Raw genomic sequence first — 22,898 nt, 5'->3', positions numbered from 1 at the left:
CTACTTCTTCTCCGGCGCAGCCCTGTCGTCCTCGTCCTCGTCCTCGAGGCCGGCCTGTTCGTCGGTCAGTCCCTCGGGTGCGGGGATCTGATCCTCTAGCTCGTCCTGATCGGGCTCGTTCGATCGCTCGTCGATCTGTTCGGAGACGTAGCGAATCAGCACAGCCGCCACCGCCGCGGCGGGAACGGCGAGGAACGCGCCGATGATCCCGAACAGCGAGCTGCCTCCGGTGACGGCCAGCAGTACGATCGCTGGATGCAGATTCATGCTGCGGCTCTGCAGGATCGGCTGCAGTACGTTGCCTTCGAGTTGCTGCACCGCGAGGATGATCGCGAGCACGATCAACGCGGTCGTCAAGCCGTTGGCCACCAATGCGACGAGCACAGCGAGAGCGCCCGCAACGAACGCACCGACGATGGGGATGAAGCCACCGAGGAACGTCAGGGTGGCGAGCACCAATGCCAGCGGGACACCGAGGATCACCAATCCGAGCCCGATGAAGAACGCGTCGATGAAGCTGACGATGGCCTGGGTCCGGATGAAACCGCCCAGCGTCACCCACATGCGGGAGAGGACTTCGCCGAGATGGCGTCCCGCGCGGCCACCGGAGAATCCGTGCAGCCACGGCAGGAACTTCGGGCCGTCCTTGACGAAAAAGAACGACAGCACGAGCACCAGGGCAAGGGTCACGAGGATGGAACCGGCTGCCGAGACGCCGCTGAACACGCCGGTCGCGATGACGTCGCCGCTGTCTTGCAGCCGCGAGACGATGGCCGATACCGCATTGTCGATCTGGTCGTCGCCGATGTTGAGCGGAGGTCCCTTGAGCCAGTCCTGCACCTGACCGATGCCGCCCGACGCCTGATCGACCAACTCGGGAGCCTGTTCGGCCACCGACGGAATGATCAGAGTGATGACCCCGCCGATCACGACGAAGAACACCACGAGCGACACGGACGACGCCAGCGCAGGCGGAAAGCCAAGGCGCATCATCAATTTCGCCGGTGGCCACAGAACCGTGGCCACGATCACCGCGAGTAGAACCGGTAGCAGAATCACCCAGAGATGACCGATCAGCCAACCGAACACCCACGCGCCGGCCGCGATGGAAATCAGGATGAGCGACCATTTCGCCAGCCAGAGGCCACCGGTTCCGATGAGGTCCCCGCGATCTCGTCCGGACTTCGCGGGCTTCGCAGTACTGCCGGGAACTGCCGATTCGGTCACGGTGGGTCCTCACATTCGGCGGGTGGCGGTTCGTGAAGAACCTTAACGTCCCACTCCGACGCGGTGTCGGTCAGAGCGCCTCGTGGGCCAACAGCCACTTCTTCGTCGGCAGTCCCCAACGGAATCCACCGAGCGCACCGCCGATCCGAACCACTCGGTGGCACGGTACGAACAGGGCGGCGGCATTGCGCGCGCACGCCGACGCGGCACCGCGAATCGCCGTCGGCCGTCCGGACAGTTCCGCGAACGCGGAGTACGTCACCGGCGCTCCGGGTTCGACAGTGCGCAGCACGTCCCAGGCGTGCATCAGGAATTCGCCCGATCGTTGTGCGACGTCGATGTCGTCGATGCGGTCGACGTCGCCGCGGTGGTAGGAGTCGACAGCTGCGGTGACGGCACCGAGGTCGGTGGCCGAGCGGACATCGGTGGGTCGCAACGTCGGATGGATCAACACTCGGAGTTCCTCGACATTGGCGGTCCAGCCCGACGCCAGCACGCGCTGATCGGCGTCGACGATCGTGGTGAACGGACCGATAGGGGTGTCCTGCGTTGCGGAGGTGGCCATCATGCCTGCCTTCTTTCCAGTGCGGTGATCCACAGGTGCATCGAGACGTACGAACGCCACGGTGCCCAGCGTTGGGAGTTCTTCAAAGAAATGTCCAGCGCCTGCGCGCCTTGGCGGACAACGAGATCGGTGTCGAGCAGAACGTCGGGGTCGCCCAGCATTCGCATGACGACATAGCGGGCCGTCCACGGCCCGATTCCCTTCAGCGCGAGCAGTTCTCGTTCCAGATCGGGACCCTCCCGCGCGGGGTGCAATGTCACCGTTCCCGACGCGATGGCGTCGGCGACGCGGATGACGGTCTGGACCCGAGCCGCCGGGCCGGTGAGGACCTCGTGGCCGCGTTCGGCGATGACGGCAGCGTCGGGGAACAGCCGTCCGACGCCTCCGTCGCCGAAATCCAGTGGTGCCCCGAGCGCGTCGACGAGCCTGGCGGTGTGGGTCGCCGCAGCCTTCAGCGAGATCTGTTGCCCGATGACGGTGCGCAGCAACATCTCCGCCCCGTCGACGACCCCGAGTGCCCTGATACCCGGATGGGCGTCGACGCTCGGCGCGAGCTGGGGGTCGACGCGTAGGGCCTCGTCGACGGCAAGTGGATCGGCGTCGAGATCGAGCAGGTGTCGGATCCTGGCCACGGCGGGAGCGAGATCGCGCATGTCCTGCAAAGTCAGTGCGGCGCTGACGAATCCGTCCATGATGCGCAGTGCCACCAGTCCGGCAGCGTGCGGTAACTGCAGTGAACGCACGTATTCGCCGTCGTCGGAAAACGATTCGATGCCCTCGACCACATGGCCTCGCAGGAACCACTCGACCCAGCCGCGGTCCAGCGGCGCGCGGTAGGGCAGTTGCAACGTGACGGTGCCACCCGCAGTAGGTACGGCCGAGCGGTGCGCTTCTCGCCGCAGGGTCGTCGGATCGACGGCGAAGACCTCTTTGACGGTGTCGTTGAACTGGCGGACGCTCGAGAAGCCGGCGGCGAAGGCGATGTCGGCCATCGACATGTCCGTGGTCTGGATCAACGTGCGGGCGGTATGCGCGCGATGGGCGCGAGCCAACGCGAGCGGCCCGGCACCCACTTCTGCCGTCAGAACGCGAGTCAGTTGGCGGCTCGAGTAGCCGAGGGTGCTGGCGAGGCCGTCCACGCCCCCGCGCTCGACGGCTCCGTCGGAGATCAGCCGCATCGCACGAGAACTGAGATCCGAGTGGATGTTCCATCGTGGGGAACCGGGGGTGGCGTCGGGCTGGCAACGGCGGCAGGCGCGGTAGCCGGATTGTTGGGCCGCTGCTGCCGTGGCCAAAAACGAGACGTTGCCGGGCTTGGGGGTGCGCGCCGGGCAGGAGGGTCGGCAGTAGATGCCGGTGGTGGAGACGGCGGTGAAGAACTGGCCGTCGAACCGTGCGTCACGTGAGGAGACCGCGCGATAACACCGATCGAAGTCCAGTTCTTGCACCTGCCGTTCGCTGCTCATGCTCCTACTGTGTCAGCGCGATCCCGCCAGTGCTAGCGGAAATCGGACGCGGCTGCGGTCGTGCGCGTTTTGCGTACCTGGAGGGGCGCAAAACGCGCACGACGGCGAAGCCCTAACAGCAGCGAGCTCCCGGATTTCGGTCCGCCTCCGCGTGCCGGTCTTTCCAGTACTGCCGCACGGTCGGTGGCTCCTGGCCCGGGTGGTGCCGGGCCAGATGCGCGACGTAGCGGTCGTAATCGTGATCACCCATCACCGAGGTGATCCACCACCACAGCCCGCGCATCTAGTGCGCCGACCCGGGGCGTCGAACGGTGCCCGCATCGATCAGTTCGTCCCACTCGGCCTGAATCTGCTTCTCGGCGGGGGTGAGGACGAATCCGGCGGGACCGAAGATCTTCGACGGCACCTCCGGCTCCTCGTTGTCCGGCAGATCAGCACCGCGAACGGCTCTGACGCACACGATGACTCCGGCGATGACGACGACCAGGACGAGTACCGCGAAGATGATCGACAGCGTGCCCTGGATGAACGTATTGCGAATGACCGCGTCGATGGCCTCGGGGGTCTTCGCGCTGCCGAAGCTGCTCAGGCCCTGCTCCTTCGCGTCACGGAACTGAGAATGCTGCGTCCAGTAACCGATGGCCGGGGTGGAGGAGAAGATCTTCTGGTACGAGGCCGTCATCGTGACGATGAGGTCCCAGGCAAGTGGAATGCCAGGGATCCACGCCCATTTGTACAGACCTCGTTTGACGACGATCACCATGACCACCGTCAGGGCGATGGCGGCGAGCAACTGATTGGCGATACCGAACAGCGGGAACAGGGTGTTGATGCCGCCGAGCGGGTCGGTGACTCCCATGAGAAGGATTGCGCCCCAGGCTGCGACGACGATCAGCGAGCAGATCCATGCTCCGGGACGCCACGACGGGTCCTTGAACTTCTTGGCCGAGGCTCCGGGCAGGTTGCCGATGCTGTCGGAGAGCATGAAGCGTGCGACGCGGGTGCCGGCATCGACCGTGGTGAGGATGAACAGTGCCTCGAACATGATCGCGAAGTGGTACCAGAACGACTTGAGCGATTCGCCGCCGAACACCTGATGCAGAACCTCGGACATACCGAACGCCAGCGTCGGAGCGCCGCCGGTACGGGAGATGATCGACTCCTCGCCCACATCGGCTGCGGCCTGGCTCAATTCGCCGGCCGAGATGTCTCCGCCGCTCAATCCCAAACCGTTGACGTACTCCGCCGCGGTCTCGGGAGTACCGCCGGTCAGCGTCGCCGGTGCGTTCAGCGCGAAGTAGATGTGCTGATCGAGAACGCAGGCGGTGATGAGCGCCATGATGGCGACGAACGACTCGGTGAGCATGCCGCCGTAGCCGATCATGCGCATCTGCTTCTCCTTCTCGAGCAACTTCGGCGTGGTGCCGGAGGAGATCAGAGCGTGGAAACCCGAAAGCGCGCCGCAGGCGATGGTGATGAACAAGAACGGGAACAGCGATCCTGCGAATGCCGGTCCGTTGCCCTCGGTGGCGAAGGTGGTCATCGCGGGCATCTGAATCTCGGGGCGCGCGATGAGAATGCCGACGGCCAGCAGCGCGATGGTGCCGACCTTCATGAACGTCGAAAGATAGTCGCGCGGGGCGAGCAGCAGCCACACCGGCAGGATGCAGGCCAGCAGACCGTAGCCGATGAGCAGCCAGGCGACCGTCACTTTGGAGAGCGTGAACCAGTCTGTGCCCCATTCAGTTTCGGCGACCCAGCCGCCGGCCACGATAGCGAGCAGCAGCAGCACGACGCCGATGAGCGAGACCTCGGTGACGTTGCCCGGCCGCAGGTAGCGCAGATACACACCCATGAACAGGGCGATGGGGATTGTCAGCGCGATGGAGAACACGCCCCACGGACTTTCGGCGAGCGCGTTGACGACGACGAGAGCAAGAACCGCGATCAGGATGATCATGATGACGAACACCGCGATCAGCGCGGCGGTTCCGCCGATTACTCCGAGTTCGTCACGGGCCATCTGGCCGAGGCTGCGGCCGTTGCGGCGCGTCGAGATCCACAGCACCAGGAAATCCTGGACGGCCCCGGCGAACACGACGCCGATGATGATCCACATGGTGCCGGGCAGGTAGCCCATCTGGGCAGCCAGAACCGGTCCGACGAGGGGGCCCGCTCCCGCGATTGCGGCGAAGTGATGGCCGAACAGCACCCGACGGTCCGTCGGCATGTAGTCCTTGCCGTTCTCCAAGATCTCGGCGGGCGTGGCTCGGTCGTCGCGAGGAAAGACGATCTTGCGTTCGATCAGCCTGGCGTAGAAGCGAAACGCGAAGATGTAGGTACATACCGCGGCGATGACGAACCAGACTGCGTTGGGATTCTCGCCGCGGACGATGGCGATGATCGTCCAGGCGACGCCGCCGAGCATGCCGATCACGACGAGCATCAGACGCTTGATCGGCGTCATGGGATGGGAATCGACGACTCCGACAGGTGGTAGGTCGGGGTCTGTCTTCAGCAATTCGACGTGTGGATCGTCGGCCGCTTTCAGTGACATGTGTGGGGTCTCCATGGTCGCAGGTGTGACTGCGATCACCCTATGCGTGACGCACTTGCACGTCCTCGAATCGACACTTCGCGGTGCGCCCGGCGGTCACTCGTGTGCGCCGAGTGGCGGCAGCCTGGAACCGGATGGTCCTGGGCTGCGTCGTACCGGGTGTCATTACTTCATTCATTCGGGGGGAACACCACATGTCGGGACCGTACGAGCAAACTCATCAGCAGACCTTTCCCGCGGCGCAGCCCTTCGCGCCCGTGCTGCCCGCGTCGAACGCAGGGTGGGCAGTGGTGGCAGTCATCTTCTTCTGGCCACTGGCCATCCCCGCGTTCAATCACGCGTTGAAAGTCCATCCTCTGTGGTCGATGGGCGATGTCCAGGGCGCGCAGTACTCGTCGCAGCGCGCGGCGTTCTTCGGCAAGCTGTCCCTCATCATCTTCGGCGTCTTCATCGTTCTCTACCTGGCGTTCATCGGCTTGGTCGTCTCGAACATGTGACGGGTCGACGGCGGTGTGCTGATCACCCGCGGGTGACCGAAATACCGCCGTCGACGTAGAGCGTGGTTCCGTGGACCATTGCGGCATCGTCCGAGACCAGGAACAGCACACCGTCGGCAATGTTCTGCGGTGACAGCACCGTGCCTGCCGGGGTTCCGGCCGTCATGGCGTCGAGGACCTGGCGTGCATCCTCGTTGCCCGGAGTCAGAGTGGCTCCGGGCGCGAGGGCGTTCACTCGCACACCGCGTGGGCCGAACTCGGCGGCCCAACTGCGAGTGAGCTGCTCGTCGGCGGCTTTGGTGGCGGAGTACATCGCAGCGAACGGACTGCCCATCGTGGCCATCCACGACCCGATGTTCACGATGACTCCCCTGCCGCGCTCGGCCATGGCCGGTGCGAGCTCACCGACGAGCACGTGCGGTGCTCGGACGTTGACGGCGAGCATGGCGTCGAGCTGGTCGTCGGGAAGATCGGCTGTCGCGGTGGCCGGATAGATACCGGCGTTGTTGACGAGAATGTCGACGCGGCCGCCGAGGGCGTCGGTAGTGCGGGCGGCGAACTCACGAAGTTCGTCGTAGCTGCCCGAGAGATCGACGTCGACGAATGCCGCTGTGCCGCCGGCTTCCGAGATGCGGGCCGCCAGGGCTTTGCCGCGCTCGGCGTCGCGGCCGCTGACGACCACCGATGCCCCCTGGGCGGCGAGGGTGAGCGCGATGGCCGCACCGATTCCACTGGTCGATCCGGTGACGACGGCGGTGCGTCCATGGAGTTGTGTGGAACTGGAAGATGTCATGACGCCATGTCTACGGTCGCGGAATCGGGCGGACCAGGCGTCGTTCGACCTAGGTCTGTCATGACCAGGTTGGCGATCGCTCGCGTGGCTACTGTGGATTTCGTGAACAACGACAGGTCGGCGCTGAGCGCGTTTCTGCGTGATCGACGCGACCGCATCACTCCAGCCGAGGCGGGAGTACCGACCTATCCCGGTGCGCGACGGGTCCCGGGCCTGCGGCGAGAAGAGCTCGCAGCGCTGGCCGGAGTGAGTCCGGATTACTACAGCAAGCTCGAACAGGGTCGCCAGGCCAACGTCTCACCCGAGGTGCTGCGGGCAATTGCTCGGGCGTTGAAACTCGACCGGGTGGAGTCCGCGCATCTGCTCGATCTCGCATCTCCGGCTGTGCCGGTCGGCAGCGCCCCGGAGCGACCGGATCCGGGATTACTCCAGGTGATGCGGGCGCTCGATCACGTGCCGGTGTTACTGCTCGGGCGCTCGGGAACCATCCTGGCCAGCAATGCGCTGGTTCGTGCGGTGTTGAGTCTGCAGTCGTCCGCAGAGGATTCGCTGTTCCACTATTTGTTCCGCAATCCCATCGCGCGCGAGCGAATCGTCAATTGGTCGCAGTTCGCGGCGGCCTCGGTTGCGGCACTGCGCCGCGAGCTTGCCCGACGGTCAGGGGATTCGGAGTTGAATGCGCTGATCGACGAATTGCGTTCGTCCGAGCCGTGTTTCGAGCAATGGTGGAGCGATCACGAGGTCGCCGAATTCGCAGGTGCAACCAAGATCATTCAGCATCCGGCGGCGGGCACCCTGCAATTCGGAATCGAGTTTCTGACCTCGCCGAGCGCGCAGGATCAAAGTCTGATCGTCTACACGGTCGAGGAGGATTCCAGTACGGCACACGTCCTGCCGATCCTCGCGAGCTGGGACCCGAATTCGGCGATCACCACGTGACCGGCATGGCAGATCACGCCGTCGAGCAGACGCTGGCCGGGCACTGTCCGAGCTGGCCGTGTTGTCAAAGTAGACTCCATAGACCGTGAGCCTCACCCTCGGAATCGTCGGACTGCCCAACGTCGGCAAGTCCACCCTCTTCAATGCACTGACCAACAACGATGTGCTGGCCGCGAACTATCCGTTCGCGACTATCGAGCCCAACGTCGGCGTGGTCGCGCTGCCGGATCCCCGGCTCGAGAAGCTGGCCGAGGTGTTCGGTTCGGAGAAGCTCGTGCCCGCGCTGGTGTCGTTCGTCGACATCGCCGGCATCGTCAAGGGTGCGTCCGAGGGCGCAGGCCTGGGCAACAAGTTCCTCGCCAACATCCGTGAGGCCGACGCCATCTGTCAGGTCGTTCGCGTCTTCGCCGACGACGACGTGGTCCACGTCGATGGTCGCGTCGACCCGACCGCGGATATCGAGGTCATCGAGACCGAACTCGCGATCGCCGATCTGCAGACTCTCGAGAAGGCGATCCCGCGCCTCGAGAAAGAGGTGCGGATCAAGAAGGACCGCAAGCCGGCGCTCGATGCGGCTCTGGCCGCGCAGGCCGTTCTGAACGACGGCAAGACGCTGTTCTCGGCGAAGGCCAAGCTCGACTTCGAGCTGCTCGGTGAATTCCAGCTGCTCACCACCAAGCCGTTCCTGTACGTCTTCAACGCCGACGAGTCGGTGCTGACCGACGACGCCAAGATCGGTGAACTCGCTCGACTGGTCGCACCTGCCGATGCGGTGTTCCTCGATGCGAAGATCGAGTCGGAATTGCTCGAACTCGACAAGGAGTCGGCAGCCGAGTTGCTCGAATCCGTCGGTCAGACCGAGCCCGGTCTCGACGCGTTGGCGCGCGCCGGCTTCCACACTCTGGGCTTGCAGACCTACCTCACCGCAGGCCCGAAAGAGGCTCGCGCGTGGACAATTCACCAGGGCGACACCGCGCCCCAGGCCGCAGGCGTCATTCACACCGACTTCGAGCGCGGCTTCATCAAGGCCGAAATCGTCTCCTTCGACGACCTCGTCGCCGCAGGTTCGATGGCCTCGGCCAAGGCTGCTGGCAAGGTGCGCATCGAGGGCAAGGACTACGTGATGTCCGACGGCGACGTGGTGGAGTTCCGCTTCAACGTCTGACGGCCGTCGATCCGCAGATCGCCTACGGTCCGGGTGACCAATAGCCGCCACCGTTCGCGCCGTCGGAGACCCAGAACATGTCGAATCCGTCCGGCGAGACCGCAATCCCTCTCGCTGCGGGGTCGCATTCCGACCCTGGCTCCGCATTGCCGTCGACGATCGGTACCGACTGCACCCAATGCGCGCGAGTCGACCCTGCATAGGTGCACTTCAGGAACGTGCCATCGGCGGAGGTTCCGTGATTGTCGACGCCCGGATCGCATGGTCCGTCCACCTCGGGCAGTGAGGCCCAGGGGGCCTCGGTCGCGTCCGCAGTGGTCTCGACCGGAGTCGGTGGCTCCGTAGTGGGAGGAACCGTGAAGAGTGCGGTCGCCGGTAAGGAGTACGGAACAAGTGTTTCGACGGATGCTGGCGTGCTTTGGCGTGAGAGATCCGAAACCGTATACGACAGTAGCGACCGCGAGCAGTTCGATCACTCCGATTGCCAAGCCCGCGATGGCAATTCCACGAACGGAAAGTCATTTGGTGCGAACGCTACAGACATCGGTGTCGGCCAGGTGACAGTTGTCGTCTGCGCGCACGATCGACCGTCGGCTACGCTCCTAAGCAGTCGAACAGGAGGACATGGATGGGCCTGGAATACCTCGAGTCGTTGGTGCATCGAACCGCCACAGCGGGGGAGCCTTTCGAGCGTGGAGCCGACGAGTCGGAACTCGGATACCTGTCCGCATTGGCCGCGAGGCCCGGCACGAAGTCGATCTGCGAGGTCGGGTTCAATGCGGGCTTCTCGAGTTGGGCGTTCCTCGAGGCTTCTCCCGACGTGACCGTCGTATCCTTCGATCTGGCCGCATACGCGTACAGCGATGCCGCGAAAGCCCATGTCGACGAACACTTCCCGGGCCGACACACCCTGATCCAGGGAGATTCGCACACCAACATCAAGGCTTATGCCGAGCAACACCCGGACGCGCGCTTCGATGTAATCTTCATCGACGGTGACCATTCTGTGGAAGGTGCCCGCGCAGACCTCGACGATCTTCGTGCGCTCGCCACCCCGGAATCGGTCGTCATCATGGACGACATCACGCCGTGGCTCTGGTTCGGCGAAGGTCCGACGCAGGCCTGGCAAGAGGCAGTCGACGCGGGTCGAATCCTGCACACCAACTACTTTCGCGACGGCGAACCCGTCGACGCGGTCACTCCTCCCGCCGCGCGTGCCTGGGCCGAGGGTCGTTACCCCTTCTGAAAACGGACGGGGTGTCGACCACTGTTCATCGTCGACTGTCGGACACGGCCTGCCGAACCATGTCGGCGGCGGCGTCGGGTGTCGCTGCGAATTGAACGTTGTCGAACCGGTGTCGGTAGGCGTCGTAGATGCCGGATACTTTCCTGTTCGCGTTGTCCATCGCCACGACGCGCTTGCCCATCATCGCGGCCAATACGGCCGCATGCAGCCGATCGGTGAGCACGACGGGCGCGAGATTCAGAATGCGCTGCGCCACACGGAGGTTGAGCTTCGCTGTCTGCTCGTACGAGCGAACGAGAGCGGGGTACAGCAAACGATTTGCTTTGGGGAAGTTGTATGCGATTCGGGTCGGCAGCGTCACCACCGTCGAAATCGCCAGATCCCTTCCGTGCAGACCCCAGTCGTATTGGACGGACGACGCGTCGACGTTCACCGAAGCATGACCGAGGCTTTCGGAATCGTCGCGCACGAGTTTCACGACGTCCACTGCAGAGCCTTCGGCGCTGTGCGCGATCTCGGCACCGAACGCCATGTCCGGGCAGTATTCGACGCGGTTGTTCGGGAAATGGGCGAGCGCCAGCTCGTACGAACGCTGTTCACGCAGCATGAGGGTGGTCTGAATGTTGTGCGTAGAGGGCCGCGGTCCTGTGCATGGCGTCGGCGTCGGAGTAGTCGATGCTTTGGGGAAGGCACACGATCTTGTTGCGAGGAAACCGCGAAACGATTCCTTCACGAAATTTCTGGTCCATCGGCCAGCGGTCACCGAAATTTCCTCCGCCCTGCAGAAACAGGGTCCCATCACCGACTCGTTGTTCGAGCAGATCGTTGTTGTGGGTGAACGGATCGGACACGTAGTCGACGTGCACGTTCAACTGCTTCAGGTACTCGACCTCACCGGCGTAGATGAGCGAGTCACCGGCATTTGAAGTGATTCGGAAAGTCCAAGTGAGCCACCCGATCTCCGGGTTTGGCATGTTGCCGCAGGACGGCCATGGTCTCTTCGCGTATCGCGTCGACAATCTCGTATGTCATCGGGGACTCCGTCGCAGGCCGCGGCCGAGCGCGGCCACTCGAATCCGCAGTGCGCCGTAGTGGATTCCGATGTAGTGGGCCCACAGACCGCTGGGCATCGGTCGTAGTACCTTCGGCAACCACGGATTGCGAATTGTCGCGAGATACAAGATCGCCGCAGTGTGCGCGGGAATCCGGGCAAGGGACGACGGATGAGGGCAGCCCGCAGCACGGTGCTTGGTCGACAGTTGGTACGACGTGCGTCCGTACGCGCGGCCTTGCAAGAACGATCGACGAACCGTAGTTCTGATGCGGTAGGCGACCGACGCATCCGCGGCATGTCCGAGAGTGAATCCTGCTTGCTGAAGCCTCCACGAGTAGTCGACGTCTTCGGCACCGCCCACGAGGTCTTCGTCGAAGCCTCCGACCTCGTCGAAGACTCGCCTCCACAGCGCGAAATTGCTTCCCGGGGCATACGGCAGGTAGGCGGTGGGAAACAGGGTGCCGTTCGGCGGGTTGTCTCGCCACGCCGTCACCTCGGGCGGATTGAGGGAATCGTGTTCGATTGCGCCGCCCACGGCGTCGTAGCTGTCGAGTGCGCGCACCATGGCAGTCAGCCACGTCGGAGAAGCGACGTCGTCGTGGTCGACGAAGGCGATGATGTCGCCCCGCGCGGCTTCCACGCCGACGTTGCGGGCGTAGGAGACGCCACGCTTCGCGGAGGCGTCGACGATGCGCATCGACAGAGGTAGAGGCAATTCTTCGAGATGTGAGCGGAGGCCGTCGGTCGAGCCGTTGTCGCTGACGATGAGCTCGACATCGCCTGTGTAGTCCTGCGCAGCGAGCGCGTGGAGCTGCTCGTTCAGTTCGGGCAAACCGTTGTACACGGGGAGGACGATGGAAACCAGACTGATACGCACGTTGTGACCCTACAACGAAATCCGGGTGCTGTTTGGTTAGGCATCCCAACCGTAGGAGTGGGGATCACGCAACTCGAAGGGTTGTGTGGCACCGCCATTTACACACACAGTCCGACTGTCACCTCGGACCGATGTGGCTACGACTTTCCGCGCAGTCTCTTCTCCAACGGCGTCGGAAACGACGGGACCACCGCGGTACCGTCGAGCAGGGCGGTGATCCGACCGGCCTCTGCTGCAACCTCTTTCGATACCGCAGACCCGACGTCCTCGAGTAATTCCGTGACGACCGAACCGGTGGAATCCACGGCCCATCCGCCGACGATGCGTCCCTCCCACCAGATGGTCGGACCGATATTTCCGAAGGTATCGAACAGTGGGGCCTTGTGTTCGCCGAGATACCAATGTCGGTGCTTCCACCCCATCGGCGTGGGGTCCAGGGCGGGAAGCAGCATCGCCCGAGGCGGGGAATCCTGGAACACTGTGTCGGTCAACATGATTCCGTCACCCTCGGCCAGTTCGACGGCCACGGTGTCGAGTTCGGCGACCGCCCCACGGGTCTGCGTCTTGTTCCATCCTGTCCACCATTGCAGGTCGTCCAAGGTCGCCGGTCCGAACACGTCGAGCCAGCGCCGGGCCACGTCGGCTCGGGCGGAAGTCTCGTCCAACTCGGGAATCCCGTTGGGCCACCACTGATCGATCGGTGCCCAGGCATGTCGGCGCGACGTCCACGCGCCGCGCGGCTCGACCCGCACCAGCTTCCCCTCCGCGGCCATCATCACCAAGACTTCGGAGGTGACATAGCGTTTGACGTCGTACACCTTGTCCGTGGTCGGCAGCAGAGCGGTCTTGAGTCCGGGTACTGCTGCGGACAGCTCCGCCCCGGTCGCCGTGCCCATCGAGCGCAAGACGGAATCGGTCTCGGCTTCGGTTGCTGCGAGCCAGGATTCGACGTCGTCGATCACCGGTTCGGTCGGCAGCGTCGACACCTGCTTGATCAACCGGGTTCGCATCGTGCGGGCAACTCCGAGGCTGGCGGCAGCGTGGATCATCGGAACGTCGTCGTGCGCGACGACGAACATCGTGCGACGCATCGCCATCAAGCGAACCAAGCTACGGCGTTCGTACATCGCGTCACGAACGTCCGACAATCCCAGCGAGCGGGCGCGTGCCAGCACGGAAAGATACACCGTAGCCGGATCGGTGGCATGCAGCGCGAGCAACGACGACACCACGGATTCGGCGCTCGGGGCGTCGGACAAGTGCTGCGCGACGAGCCGCTGTCGCCGCTGGGCGTCGGTGATCTTCACGGGCTCAGTGTGACTGCTCGCGGGGAGCAGGACCGACGAAACCGGTGAGAAGCGCGTCGGCGATATCGGCCATTCCGTGCGCGCGGGCATCGTCGGCGGCTCCGACGTGGTCGTACTCGACGCGCTCGAACGACACCGTCCAGCTGCCTGTGCCGTGATCGTCGAGCACTGCGTATCGGGCGTGTGGAGACCCCGATTCCATGACGTGGGGGTAGGGCTGATCGTCGTCGTATGCGGGCGCGCCGACGCTGCCCGGATTGACTACGAGCGTGCCGCTGGGGAGAGTCCAGTGGCGTTGCAGGTGGGTGTGGCCGCAGGCGATGACAGATCGGTCCGTGAAACCTGCTGCCCTTTCGATGATTTCGACCTCGGTTGCCTCGCGAGAGCCGTGAGGGTACACCGAGTGCAGGAAGTACTGCTGATCATCGGTGGGTGTTCCGTGTACTGCGAGGATTCCGTTGCCCAGCTCCAGCGAGAACGGGAGCGAACCCAGCCAACGTCGATGCTCGTCGTCGAGTCGATCGTGGGCATGCCGATCCCAACTGCCCATGGAATCGGGCTCCTGCTCGAGGAGGTAGCGATCATGATTGCCGGCGATGGTGGGGAAACCCAGTGCCATCAATCGATCCGCAGTTCGGCGCGGATGCAGTCCGCCGGAGAGCAGATCGCCGAGGTTCACCACGGAGTCGACGCATTGCCGTTCGATGTCTTCGAGGACGGCGTCGAGCGCCGCGATGTTGCCGTGAATATCGGCAATGAGAGCTACTCGCACAAGCACAGGATCGCAGCGTGGGCATTCGACTGCAACACGGCAACCCTCGTCGAGCGTTGGAGACTTCGCCCTCGGATCTCCGTCTCCGATGGGTGATTTCTCCATAGACCCCTGCCTGATGGGTCCCTAGTGTGGTCCAAGTCACTTCCGTTCGATGGAAAGCCGAGCCCATGCCTGCAGTCACGACGAAGCCCGAGATCGAAACCAGGGTGGTCAAGAAGGTCGCTCGACGCATCATTCCGTTCCTCGGGGTGGCCTACTTCGTCAACTATCTCGATCGCACCAACATCGGTCTCGCCAAGCTGACCATGAGCGACGAGCTGGGGCTGACCGAGACGATGTTCGGATTGGCGTCCGGGCTGTTCTTCATCGGCTATTTGCTGTTCGAGGTGCCGAGCAACCTGGCCCTGCACAAGTTCGGCGCGCGCCGCTGGATTGCACGCATCATGGTCTCGTGGGGAATCGTGGCCGCCGCCATGGCATTCGTACCCACAGCGGGCTGGCTATACGGACTCCGCATCGTTCTCGGCATCGCCGAAGCGGGCTTCTTCCCCGGTGTTCTGCTGTACATGACGATGTGGTTCCCTCGCGCGTACCGAGTTCGACTGATGGGCCTGTTCATGCTGGCACTGCCGGTCTCCTCGGCACTGGGTGCGCCTCTGTCGAGTGCCATCATTCAGTACTGGGACGGACTGTTCGGACTCTCCGGTTGGCGCGTGATGTTCTTGTTCGAGGGCCTGCCCGCAATCGTTCTCGGTGTGATCACCTGGTTCTACCTGACCGATCGGCCGTCACAGGCCACATGGCTGGACGACGACGAGAAGAATTGGCTGACAGCGGAATTGGAGTCCGAGGGGTCGTCGAAGAGCGCGCACGTCACCGGCTCGGTCAAGCGGGCTCTCACCGACGCACGGGTATGGATGCTCGGACTGGTGTACTTCGGGATCACCTACGGCCTGTATTCGCTGAGCTTCTTCCTACCCAGCATCGTCGCCGGTTTCAAGAAGACGTTCGATACCAACTTCTCCCTCGTGACAACTGGGCTGATCGTCGCGGTTCCGTTCGCGGTGGGTGCCCTCGCCATGGTGTTGTGGAGCAGGCATTCGGACCGGACGGGTGAGCGCACCTGGCATGTCGCGATCCCCACGTTGATCGGCGCGGTCTCCATACCATTTGCGCTGTACATGGATTCGCCGTTCACCACGATGATCGCCGTGACGGTCAACGCAGTCGGAGTGTTCTGCGCGCTGCCGGTGTTCTGGTACCTGCCCAGTGCATTCCTCACCGGCGCAGGCGCGGCCGCGGGCATCGCGATCATCAATTCGGTGGGCAACCTGTCCGGCTTCGGCGCGCCGTACGTGACGGGCTGGCTACTCGACGCCACCGGGAACGCGAAGGCGGGTTTGTGGGTCGTAGGCGGCGTCATGATGGTGGCCGTCGGGTTGGTGCTGGCGCTGCACCGTCGCACGGTGGACGACAGCACCAGCAGTGATATGGGGGCACCGGTCTCGCACTGACGACCGAGGGGATCCGGGACGGCAACTCGTCTCGACGCCGAGCGAATCGGCTATCGATCCGCGACCCGTCGCCCGTCGACCCGGATCGTGGGGAGCCACGTCGCCAAGGTGCGCCCGAGGGTGGCGACCATGCGGGTTCCGAAGACACACAAGGTGCGTTCCCACGGGTGGCCGAAGGTCCCCTCGGTGAATTCGTCGCGGGCGAAGATGTAGTAGTCGCCGTCCGGATAGACGGGTACCCGCCACTCGCCGTTCTCGGCCGCATCGGCGTGCGCTTGGGCATCGAAGCTGTAGCAGGGGTGTTGCCAGTCCAGGACCACAAACGTGGGGTCATCCGCAAATTCGGTGACGAAGCAGCGCAGGGCTTCCGCATTGACTGCGTCGACTCTCGCAGACCATGAGGCCATCGTGCGTACGGTGTCTGCGTCGAGGTCGAATGTCATCGACGGGGCAGGCTCAGCAATGGCCGGCCACGAGTCAGGTGTGGTCCCGGGCCGAAACTCGAACTTTTTGTCGAACAGCGACCAATGCTCCGATGTCACGCTTCGGTCGAGTTCGGTCCACCCGATGGGCAACGCAGAGCGGAAGTCCATGGTCAGCTTGCTAGTCATAGGTCCATCGTCCCAGGGCTTGGGAGGCTGCGATCTCAGGGTGCGAATACCTTGCCCGGGTTCAGGATTCCGTGCGGATCGAGTGCTTTTTTCACTGCGCGGTGCATGTCCAGCACAACTGGGTCCAGCTCCTGTGCCAGTCCGTCCATCTTGAGCAGTCCCACGCCGTGTTCGCCGGTGACAGTGCCTCCGAGTTCCAGTGCAGCGTCGATGATCTCGGCGAAGGCAGCCTGCGCGCGCTCGCGCGCCGGGATGTCGTCGTGCGGGGTGATGAGCAACGGATGCAGGTTTCCGTCGCCCGCATGGGCGATGTTGGCGATCGTCGTCTCGTATCGCAGTCCGATCTGTTCGATACGCGACAGCATCTCGGGCACATGCTTCTTCGGCACACAGACGTCCTCGGTCAATACCGGTCCGAGTCGCTCCATCGCGGGATACGCCAACCGCCGAGCAGAGAACAGGGCGTCGGCCTCCTCCTGATCGGTCGATACCGCAGACCAGGTGGCTCCGGCCTCGTCGAAGCACGTCAGCATCTTCTCGGCCTGCTGGTCTCCGATGAGCCCCGGATCGTCGATCCGCCCGAGCAACACCACATTTGCCTCGACGGACAACCCCATGTTCTTCCAGGCGTCGACAGCGATGAGGCACTGCTTGTCGATCAGCTCGAGCGCGGACGGCGTCAATCCGGCGGCGGCCACTGCGGCCACGGCACGTCCGGCATCGACGATGCTGTCGAAGTAACCAGCAACGGTCCGCTGCGGGTCCTGCAGCGGTCGCAGCTTGAGGGTCACCTCGGTGATGATGCCGAGGGTGCCCTCCGATCCGACCATCAGACCCGCAAGGTCGTAGCCGGCAACGCCTTTCGCGGTCTTACGCCCGAGTCGTACCAATTCTCCGGTACCGGTGACGATCTGCATTCCCATGACGTAGTCGCGGGTGACGCCGTATTTGACGCAGCACAGCCCACCGGCGTTGGTGGCCACGTTGCCGCCGATCGTCGACCACGGCGCACTGGCTGGATCCGGCGGATACCACAGGCCCTGCTCTGCGACGGCTGCTCTCAGGTGATCGTTGACGACTCCGGGTTCGACGACGGCATAACGCTCGAGTGCGTCGATCTCCTTGATTGTGTCCATCCCGTCGAGTGCGAGCACGACGCAGCCTTCGGTGGCGTTGGCTCCGCCGGACAAACCGGTACCCGCCCCGCGGGTGACGATCGGCGTTCCGTGGGCAAGACAGGCTCGAACGACGGTCTGCACCTCCTCGGCGGTCCGGGGCCGCACGACGGCAACGGGCAGCGAATACGGGGCCCACTCCGCCTCGTCGTGCTGGTAGGAGGCGATGACGTCCGGGTCGACCACTATGCGATCGGTGGGCAAGGCCTCGGACAGTTGTTCGACGAGCGTCATGTTCTCGACTCTAGCTGTGAGCTGGGTCTCCGCCAATGTAGGTTCTCTCTATGTCCGCGGAGAAGTCATGGATGGAACTTCTGCTTGACGACGCGTCGATCGATCGTCTCGAGGAGCACCGGAAGGCATTTCCAGGTGCCGAGGCGCACGCAGCTCTGCGGCTACGCGCCCTGCTGGATCAGCGACGTCAACGCAGCACGGAGTTGGCGGCACTCAACGACATCGCCGTGCGACTGACGACGGTGCGAGACAACCGTGCTCTTCTCCAAGAGGTCGTCGACCAGGCACGCAGGCTTCTCGGCGTCGACCTCGCCTACATGGGGTCCGTACAGGGAGACGAGTTCGTCATCGACGTCACCAGCGGAGCCCTGACTCCTAGGCTCGTCGGTCTTCGGCTCGAACAGGACGCAGGGCTCGTCGGACTCATCGTGCGCAGTGCGTCGCCGTCGTGGACCCCCGACTACCAGAGCGAGCCGGCGTTCCAGCACATCACCGGTGCGGACAGCGCGGCCCGCTCGGAGAACATGCGCGGTCTGCTCGGCGTGCCGTTGCGGGTGGGCGATCGAGTGATCGGCGCACTGTTTGCATGCAAGCGCCAGGAACGCGACTTCGCAGACAGTGAGATCGCCCTGCTCTCGGCACTGGCGGCGCACGCGGCCATCGCCATCGAGAACGTACGGACCATCGACCGACTCGAGACGCTGAATGCCGAATTATCCGAACGCACAGCCGAACTCGAACAGACACTGCAGTGGGACCGAACGTTGACCCAGGTGGTCCTGCGCGGCGGCGGCGTACGAACACTGGTGCGCGAGATTGCTGTATTGACCGAGCGTCCGGCGTACTTCGTTCCGGATGCCGCTGCGGTTCCCGCGGCACTGGCGGTCCACTCGGCGGAGGTCGACGAACTGCTACGCATGTGTGGCGACGGCAAGGACACCGTGTCGACGCCGTCGATGACGGCTCATCGGGTGGCAGCAGCCGGTCAATTCCTCGGCGCGCTGATCTCGATCGGAACGGACGATGCCAGGACGCGTCTGCTGCTCGATCGAGCCGCGCCTGCAGTGGCCCTGTCACTCGCCGAGGAGCGGGCCGCCGCCGATTCCGCGCGGCGCGCCCAAGATGCGTTCCTGGTGGACCTGCTCTCGCACCCGGCGTCCACTCCGGATGCCGAACGGCGACAACTCCATTTGGCCGGACTTGCCCCCGACACGTCTTACTGTGTAGCCGTCGTGCAGGGTGCGTCGAGAACGAAGCTCGGCCGATTTCCGGCAGGATCTGTTGTCGCGGAGCAAGGTTCGAGCCTGATCGTGGTGGTGCCCGCGCACGATTCGGCGACGGTCACACCGATGTTCCTCGCCGGCACCACCGTCGGAATCTCTGAGCCGAGCACCGGACCCGAGGCGCTGGCAAAGGGCTATCGGGAAGCTCGGCAGACCGTCGACGTGTTGGTCACCCTCGGCCGCGAGGGGGAAGCATGTTCGGCGCGGGGGCTGGGAATCTATCGAATTCTGCTCAGCCACTTGGCGCGTGAACATCTCGACGAACTCACGCAGGAAAAGTTGGGTCCGCTGTTGGCCGAGCAGAACAAGCGCGGGGTTCCGCTGATGGAGACACTCTCGACCTATCTGGCGCGTGGACGCCATCATTCGGCAACCGCGTCGGCTCTCGGGGTGCATGTCAACACGCTCTATCAACGACTCGACGCGATCGACCGCCTGATCGGAACGCACTGGCGCGACCCGGACAATGCTCTCGATCTTCAGGTCCTGATGCGGCTGCGCAGATCGGCCGACCTGCTGGGTCTGTGACGTCGATCGGGCTCTTCGGATCGGGGCCAGGCTGGGCGCAAGCGGCTAGAGCCCGGGCTGGGAAGCGATCAGATCTCGATTCCCGTTGCCTCGACCACATTCGCCCACAATGCATCTCGCACCCGCGCGGAATCTCCGCGCCAGGAGGGATAGTGCGTCGGCCGCGGCGCTCGGTCGTGCCAGAATGTGCCGGTGCTGGTCAACGCGGGATCGGCGGCCACGAGCCAGACGATGGTGTCGGCACCGTCGTCGGCGCTGCGCAGAATGGGCTTCATCACCGAATCGAACAGTGGCATAGAGCCGGTGACGCCCGGCGTGGACGCCCAGCCCGGGTGCATGCTGTGCACCACCGGATCGTCCTCGAGCGAAAAGCGCTCGGCCAGTTGCTCGGCCACCACCACCTGCATTCGTTTCGTTCTGGCGTACGCCGTCATGCCGGAGTACTTGCCGTTCTCGTACTCGAAGTCCGGGTTCTGCAGCGGCACCGCATACATGCCGCCGCTCGATACGAACACCACCCGCGATCCGGCGTCGAACAATTCTCTCAGTCCCACCGTCAGCGCGACCGGTCCGAGAACGTGCGTGGCGAAAGCGGATTCGTGACCCTGCGCGGAGAGTCGTCGTGAATCGGGCATCACCCCGGCGCAATGTACGAGTGCATGCACCGATGTCAGTTCGGACGCCAACGCCGCGATCAGGGCCGCCACCGAATCGAGATCGCTGACATCGCACTCACGCACCACGAGAGAGGCGTCGGGCACTTCGGTTCGGATGGCACCAGCGGCGGCGTCGAGTCGCTCGGCCGATCGTCCGACCAGGTGCACCCGCGCTCCGAGGCGGGCGAGCTGCTTCGCGGTAGCTGCTCCCAACCCCGAGGATGCGCCGGTCACCACCATGTCGATGGGGGAGGCGAACGGTAACGGATCGGCGGCCCAGAATCGCCGACGCACCGTGGCACCGATTCGGGAGTAGCCGGGAACGACGGCTCTGTCGAGAATCGTGTCCACCGTGCGGCTCAGCAATGACATGCTGCGGCAGTACCCCGGGGAGTCGGGATGTATGCGCGTCGGCAGCGACTGCTCGATGCCATGATGAGTCCATGGCGCACACCACGGTCTCAGACGTCACCCGCGACATCCTCGCGGAACTGCCCGCCCATCGACGCGAGACGTTCGAGCTCCGCCTCGAACAGTGGTTTCCCGATCTGCACGACGCCGTCACGGCTGTCTACCCCGAGCCTGATGCAGTGGCTGCCACGCTCGTGGAGATCGCCGCCCGTGCGTACGCGGAACGGTCCGAGGATCTGCACAGACTCGATCAGCGTCGACTGCTCGAACCCGATTGGTTTCAGCAGCCGGACATGTTCGGCTACGCCTGCTATGTGGACCGTTACGGCGAGACGCTGCGCGGAGTCGGTGAACGACTGGATCATCTGACCGATCTGGGTGTCACCTACCTGCATCTGATGCCGTTGCTTCGACCGCGGCCGGGCGACAACGACGGCGGCTACGCAGTGATGGACTATCGCGCGGTGCGAGAAGATCTGGGCACCAACGAGGATCTGCGTACTCTCGCCGAGACTTTGCGCGGACGTGGTATCAGCATGGTGGTCGACCTGGTCCTCAATCACGTTGCTCGCGAACATGAATGGGCTGTCAAGGCGCGAGCCGGCGATCCCGTGTACCGCGACTATTTCTTGATCTACCCCGATCGGACGACCCCGAATTCCTACGAGCGCACCCTCCCCGAGGTATTTCCGGACTTCGCGCCGGGCAGCTTCACGTTCGACGACGAACTCGGCGAGTGGGTGTGGACCACGTTCAACGAGTGGCAGTGGGATCTGAACTGGGCCAATCCGGCTGTGCTGGAGGAGTTCGCGAGCATCGTGCTGCACCTGGCCAATCTCGGGGTGGAAGTGCTCCGCCTCGATGCGATCGCATTTCTGTGGAAGCGGCTCGGCACCAATTGCCAGAACCAGCCCGAAGTGCATGCGATCACCCAGGCTCTCCGAGCGACCGCTCGCCTTGCCGCTCCGGCAACGCTCTTCAAGGCCGAAGCAATCGTCGGCCCACGCGATCTGTTGCCGTATCTGGGGCAGGGCAGACACACCGGGCGAGTATCGGACATCGCTTACCACAACTCGCTGATGGTGCAGGTCTGGTCGATGTTGGCCACGGGCAGTACGGCTTTGGCGCGTCACGCCCTGGCGTCGTTACCGCCCACACCACCGAGTGGCACCTGGGTGACCTACGTGCGATGCCACGACGACATCGGCTGGGCCATCGACGACGGTGACGCGGCGTCGCTCGGACTGTCGGGTGCAGGCCATCGGCATTTTCTGGCCGACTGGTACTCCGGCGAGTTCGACGGTTCCTGGGCCGAAGGGCTTGTGTTCCAGTACAATCCGGACACCGGGGATCGCCGGATCAGTGGAACCGCAGCCGCGCTCACCGGTCTGGGCCCGGCCCGCCTGGATCCCGACGGCGCGTTCGGGCGAATCTTTCTGTCGCACGCCATCATTGCCGGATGGGGCGGCATTCCCGTCGTGTGGAGCGGTGACGAGCTCGGCTCCCCGGGAGACCCGAACTGGGCAGACGAACCAGCTCATGCCGAGGACAACAGGTGGGTGCATCGACCCCGCGTCACCGACGCCGACCGCGCCGGCCGATTCCAGCAGGGGAGCGACGCCCAACGAGTGTTCGACGGCATCGCTCGCATCGCGAAGGTGCGCTCCGGTCTACCGATGTTGCACGCCGAGGCACCGGTCGACGTCCAGACCGAATCCGACGACGGCCTGCTCGTGGTGCGCAGACGTCATCCCAGCGGCACCCTGGTGGGGCTCTACAACGTCACATCTCAGCACCGCCCGTTCCCCCATGCGCAGTTGATCGAGCTCGGCATCCCGGCCCCCACCGAGGTGCTCTCGCAGCACGACCTGGCGGTCGACGACAACGGATCGGTATGGCTGCCGCCGTACGCGGCCTGGTGGATCGTCGACAGCCCGTCGCGCTAGAGGACGCATTACCGTGACCGAGCTGTTACCCTCCCCGGGACGGTGGGGCTGGATACGAACAAGGGGACAATC

The 22,898-nt window shown here is 64.2% G+C and carries 22 protein-coding genes; 7 read left to right on the top strand and 15 right to left on the bottom strand.

Annotated elements, in window-relative coordinates:
* The 5 genes from J1M81_RS10185 to J1M81_RS10165 all read right to left on the bottom strand — a co-directional run bounded on the left by J1M81_RS10185 (position 1) and on the right by J1M81_RS10165 (position 5,815).
* Positions 1–1,227: an AI-2E family transporter gene (locus J1M81_RS10185; RefSeq protein ID WP_206498000.1), complete on the bottom strand. Its 1,227-nt coding sequence runs from the start codon at positions 1,225–1,227 to the stop codon at positions 1–3.
* Between the two features lie 70 nt (positions 1,228–1,297).
* Complete coding sequence (locus J1M81_RS10180; RefSeq protein ID WP_204879500.1) at positions 1,298–1,792, bottom strand: methylated-DNA--[protein]-cysteine S-methyltransferase; 495 nt, start codon at positions 1,790–1,792, stop codon at positions 1,298–1,300.
* Complete coding sequence (locus J1M81_RS10175) at positions 1,792–3,258, bottom strand: AlkA N-terminal domain-containing protein (protein WP_206497999.1); 1,467 nt, start codon at positions 3,256–3,258, stop codon at positions 1,792–1,794. The genes J1M81_RS10180 and J1M81_RS10175 overlap by 1 nt, the downstream gene beginning before the upstream one ends.
* A gap of 112 nt (positions 3,259–3,370) precedes the next feature.
* Positions 3,371–3,541: a YbdD/YjiX family protein gene (locus tag J1M81_RS10170; protein WP_072692145.1), complete on the bottom strand. Its 171-nt coding sequence runs from the start codon at positions 3,539–3,541 to the stop codon at positions 3,371–3,373.
* Positions 3,542–5,815, bottom strand: coding sequence for a carbon starvation CstA family protein (locus J1M81_RS10165; RefSeq protein ID WP_206497998.1), 2,274 nt, complete (start codon positions 5,813–5,815; stop codon positions 3,542–3,544).
* A 194-nt stretch (positions 5,816–6,009) separates the two neighbouring features.
* On the opposite strand from J1M81_RS10165, the gene J1M81_RS10160 reads away from it, so the two are divergent.
* The gene (locus tag J1M81_RS10160; protein ID WP_052057009.1) at positions 6,010–6,312 is read left to right on the top strand and encodes a CD225/dispanin family protein; all 303 of its coding nucleotides are present in this window, start codon (positions 6,010–6,012) and stop codon (positions 6,310–6,312) included.
* Positions 6,313–6,334: 22 nt separating this feature from the next.
* Here the strand turns inward: J1M81_RS10160 and J1M81_RS10155 are convergent, their stop codons facing one another.
* Positions 6,335–7,105, bottom strand: a complete 771-nt coding sequence (locus tag J1M81_RS10155; RefSeq protein ID WP_032400246.1) for an SDR family NAD(P)-dependent oxidoreductase — start codon at positions 7,103–7,105, stop codon at positions 6,335–6,337.
* Positions 7,106–7,207: 102 nt separating this feature from the next.
* On the opposite strand from J1M81_RS10155, the gene J1M81_RS10150 reads away from it, so the two are divergent.
* Both J1M81_RS10150 and ychF read left to right on the top strand, forming a co-directional pair.
* Positions 7,208–8,044 carry a helix-turn-helix transcriptional regulator gene (locus J1M81_RS10150; protein WP_032400270.1) on the top strand — a complete coding sequence of 279 codons (837 nt, stop codon included), beginning with the start codon at positions 7,208–7,210 and terminating at the stop codon, positions 8,042–8,044.
* A gap of 85 nt (positions 8,045–8,129) precedes the next feature.
* Positions 8,130–9,209: a redox-regulated ATPase YchF gene (gene ychF, locus J1M81_RS10145; RefSeq protein WP_027498119.1), complete on the top strand. Its 1,080-nt coding sequence runs from the start codon at positions 8,130–8,132 to the stop codon at positions 9,207–9,209.
* A gap of 22 nt (positions 9,210–9,231) precedes the next feature.
* Here ychF and J1M81_RS10140 read toward each other — a convergent pair whose 3' ends face one another.
* On the bottom strand, positions 9,232–9,483 hold the full coding sequence (locus tag J1M81_RS10140) for a hypothetical protein (protein ID WP_032400247.1): 252 nt from the start codon (positions 9,481–9,483) through the stop codon (positions 9,232–9,234).
* A 354-nt stretch (positions 9,484–9,837) separates the two neighbouring features.
* On the opposite strand from J1M81_RS10140, the gene J1M81_RS10135 reads away from it, so the two are divergent.
* Entirely contained in the window at positions 9,838–10,455 is a 618-nt protein-coding gene (locus tag J1M81_RS10135; protein ID WP_032400248.1) for a class I SAM-dependent methyltransferase, read from the top strand.
* A 25-nt stretch (positions 10,456–10,480) separates the two neighbouring features.
* On the opposite strand, the gene J1M81_RS26640 is transcribed toward J1M81_RS10135, so the two are convergent.
* The 5 genes from J1M81_RS26640 to J1M81_RS10115 all read right to left on the bottom strand — a co-directional run bounded on the left by J1M81_RS26640 (position 10,481) and on the right by J1M81_RS10115 (position 14,465).
* Complete coding sequence (locus J1M81_RS26640; RefSeq protein ID WP_257885975.1) at positions 10,481–11,062, bottom strand: polysaccharide pyruvyl transferase family protein; 582 nt, start codon at positions 11,060–11,062, stop codon at positions 10,481–10,483.
* Positions 11,052–11,429, bottom strand: coding sequence for a polysaccharide pyruvyl transferase family protein (locus J1M81_RS26635; protein ID WP_257885974.1), 378 nt, complete (start codon positions 11,427–11,429; stop codon positions 11,052–11,054). Before J1M81_RS26635 ends, J1M81_RS26640 begins: the two co-directional genes overlap by 11 nt.
* A 54-nt stretch (positions 11,430–11,483) precedes the next feature.
* The gene (locus J1M81_RS10125) at positions 11,484–12,386 is read right to left on the bottom strand and encodes a glycosyltransferase family 2 protein (RefSeq protein ID WP_045840718.1); all 903 of its coding nucleotides are present in this window, start codon (positions 12,384–12,386) and stop codon (positions 11,484–11,486) included.
* 137 nt (positions 12,387–12,523) lie between these two features.
* Positions 12,524–13,693 carry a winged helix DNA-binding domain-containing protein gene (locus J1M81_RS10120; RefSeq protein ID WP_032369670.1) on the bottom strand — a complete coding sequence of 390 codons (1,170 nt, stop codon included), beginning with the start codon at positions 13,691–13,693 and terminating at the stop codon, positions 12,524–12,526.
* A gap of 4 nt (positions 13,694–13,697) precedes the next feature.
* Positions 13,698–14,465 carry a metallophosphoesterase gene (locus J1M81_RS10115; RefSeq protein ID WP_032407297.1) on the bottom strand — a complete coding sequence of 256 codons (768 nt, stop codon included), beginning with the start codon at positions 14,463–14,465 and terminating at the stop codon, positions 13,698–13,700.
* A gap of 170 nt (positions 14,466–14,635) precedes the next feature.
* Between J1M81_RS10115 and J1M81_RS10110 the strand changes: the two genes are divergently transcribed.
* Complete coding sequence (locus J1M81_RS10110) at positions 14,636–15,982, top strand: MFS transporter (protein WP_206497997.1); 1,347 nt, start codon at positions 14,636–14,638, stop codon at positions 15,980–15,982.
* 50 nt (positions 15,983–16,032) lie between these two features.
* Here the strand turns inward: J1M81_RS10110 and J1M81_RS10105 are convergent, their stop codons facing one another.
* The gene (locus tag J1M81_RS10105; protein WP_206497996.1) at positions 16,033–16,593 is read right to left on the bottom strand and encodes a DUF2716 domain-containing protein; all 561 of its coding nucleotides are present in this window, start codon (positions 16,591–16,593) and stop codon (positions 16,033–16,035) included.
* A 35-nt stretch (positions 16,594–16,628) separates the two neighbouring features.
* Complete coding sequence (locus tag J1M81_RS10100; protein WP_206497995.1) at positions 16,629–18,002, bottom strand: FAD-binding oxidoreductase; 1,374 nt, start codon at positions 18,000–18,002, stop codon at positions 16,629–16,631.
* A gap of 71 nt (positions 18,003–18,073) precedes the next feature.
* Between J1M81_RS10100 and J1M81_RS10095 the strand changes: the two genes are divergently transcribed.
* Positions 18,074–19,813 (top strand): GAF domain-containing protein, encoded by a 1,740-nt coding sequence (locus J1M81_RS10095; RefSeq protein ID WP_206497994.1) that lies wholly within the window; start codon positions 18,074–18,076, stop codon positions 19,811–19,813.
* A 68-nt stretch (positions 19,814–19,881) separates the two neighbouring features.
* Here the strand turns inward: J1M81_RS10095 and J1M81_RS10090 are convergent, their stop codons facing one another.
* Positions 19,882–20,841, bottom strand: coding sequence for an SDR family NAD(P)-dependent oxidoreductase (locus tag J1M81_RS10090; protein WP_206497993.1), 960 nt, complete (start codon positions 20,839–20,841; stop codon positions 19,882–19,884).
* A 71-nt stretch (positions 20,842–20,912) separates the two neighbouring features.
* Between J1M81_RS10090 and J1M81_RS10085 the strand changes: the two genes are divergently transcribed.
* On the top strand, positions 20,913–22,826 hold the full coding sequence (locus J1M81_RS10085) for an alpha-amylase family protein (protein ID WP_206497992.1): 1,914 nt from the start codon (positions 20,913–20,915) through the stop codon (positions 22,824–22,826).
* The last annotated feature ends 72 nt before the right edge of the window (positions 22,827–22,898 follow it).

This window comes from Rhodococcus sp. KRD175 (genome assembly GCF_017168275.1).
Classification (GTDB): Bacteria; Actinomycetota; Actinomycetes; order Mycobacteriales; family Mycobacteriaceae; genus Rhodococcoides; species Rhodococcoides fascians.
The sequence above is the reverse complement of the archived record's forward strand: the minus strand, read 5'-3'. Positions and strand labels throughout refer to the sequence as shown.

Bases quoted from the DNA above. Each gene is read 5' to 3' on its own strand.
- J1M81_RS10170 (WP_072692145.1), bottom strand. From the start codon at position 3,541: ATGCGCGGGCTGTGGTGGTGGATCACCTCGGTGATGGGTGATCACGAT.
- J1M81_RS26640 (WP_257885975.1), bottom strand. From the start codon at position 11,062: ATGCTGCGTGAACAGCGTTCGTACGAGCTGGCGCTCGCCCATTTCCCG.
- J1M81_RS10160 (WP_052057009.1), top strand. From the start codon at position 6,010: ATGTCGGGACCGTACGAGCAAACTCATCAGCAGACCTTTCCCGCGGCG.
- J1M81_RS10135 (WP_032400248.1), top strand. From the start codon at position 9,838: ATGGGCCTGGAATACCTCGAGTCGTTGGTGCATCGAACCGCCACAGCG.
- J1M81_RS10085 (WP_206497992.1), top strand. From the start codon at position 20,913: ATGGCGCACACCACGGTCTCAGACGTCACCCGCGACATCCTCGCGGAA.
- J1M81_RS10155 (WP_032400246.1), bottom strand. From the start codon at position 7,105: ATGACATCTTCCAGTTCCACACAACTCCATGGACGCACCGCCGTCGTC.
- J1M81_RS10180 (WP_204879500.1), bottom strand. From the start codon at position 1,792: ATGGCCACCTCCGCAACGCAGGACACCCCTATCGGTCCGTTCACCACG.
- J1M81_RS10095 (WP_206497994.1), top strand. From the start codon at position 18,074: ATGGAACTTCTGCTTGACGACGCGTCGATCGATCGTCTCGAGGAGCAC.
- J1M81_RS10165 (WP_206497998.1), bottom strand. From the start codon at position 5,815: ATGTCACTGAAAGCGGCCGACGATCCACACGTCGAATTGCTGAAGACA.
- J1M81_RS10175 (WP_206497999.1), bottom strand. From the start codon at position 3,258: ATGAGCAGCGAACGGCAGGTGCAAGAACTGGACTTCGATCGGTGTTAT.
- J1M81_RS10100 (WP_206497995.1), bottom strand. From the start codon at position 18,002: ATGACGCTCGTCGAACAACTGTCCGAGGCCTTGCCCACCGATCGCATA.
- J1M81_RS10105 (WP_206497996.1), bottom strand. From the start codon at position 16,593: ATGACTAGCAAGCTGACCATGGACTTCCGCTCTGCGTTGCCCATCGGG.
- J1M81_RS26635 (WP_257885974.1), bottom strand. From the start codon at position 11,429: ATGCCAAACCCGGAGATCGGGTGGCTCACTTGGACTTTCCGAATCACT.
- J1M81_RS10110 (WP_206497997.1), top strand. From the start codon at position 14,636: ATGCCTGCAGTCACGACGAAGCCCGAGATCGAAACCAGGGTGGTCAAG.
- J1M81_RS10090 (WP_206497993.1), bottom strand. From the start codon at position 20,841: ATGTCATTGCTGAGCCGCACGGTGGACACGATTCTCGACAGAGCCGTC.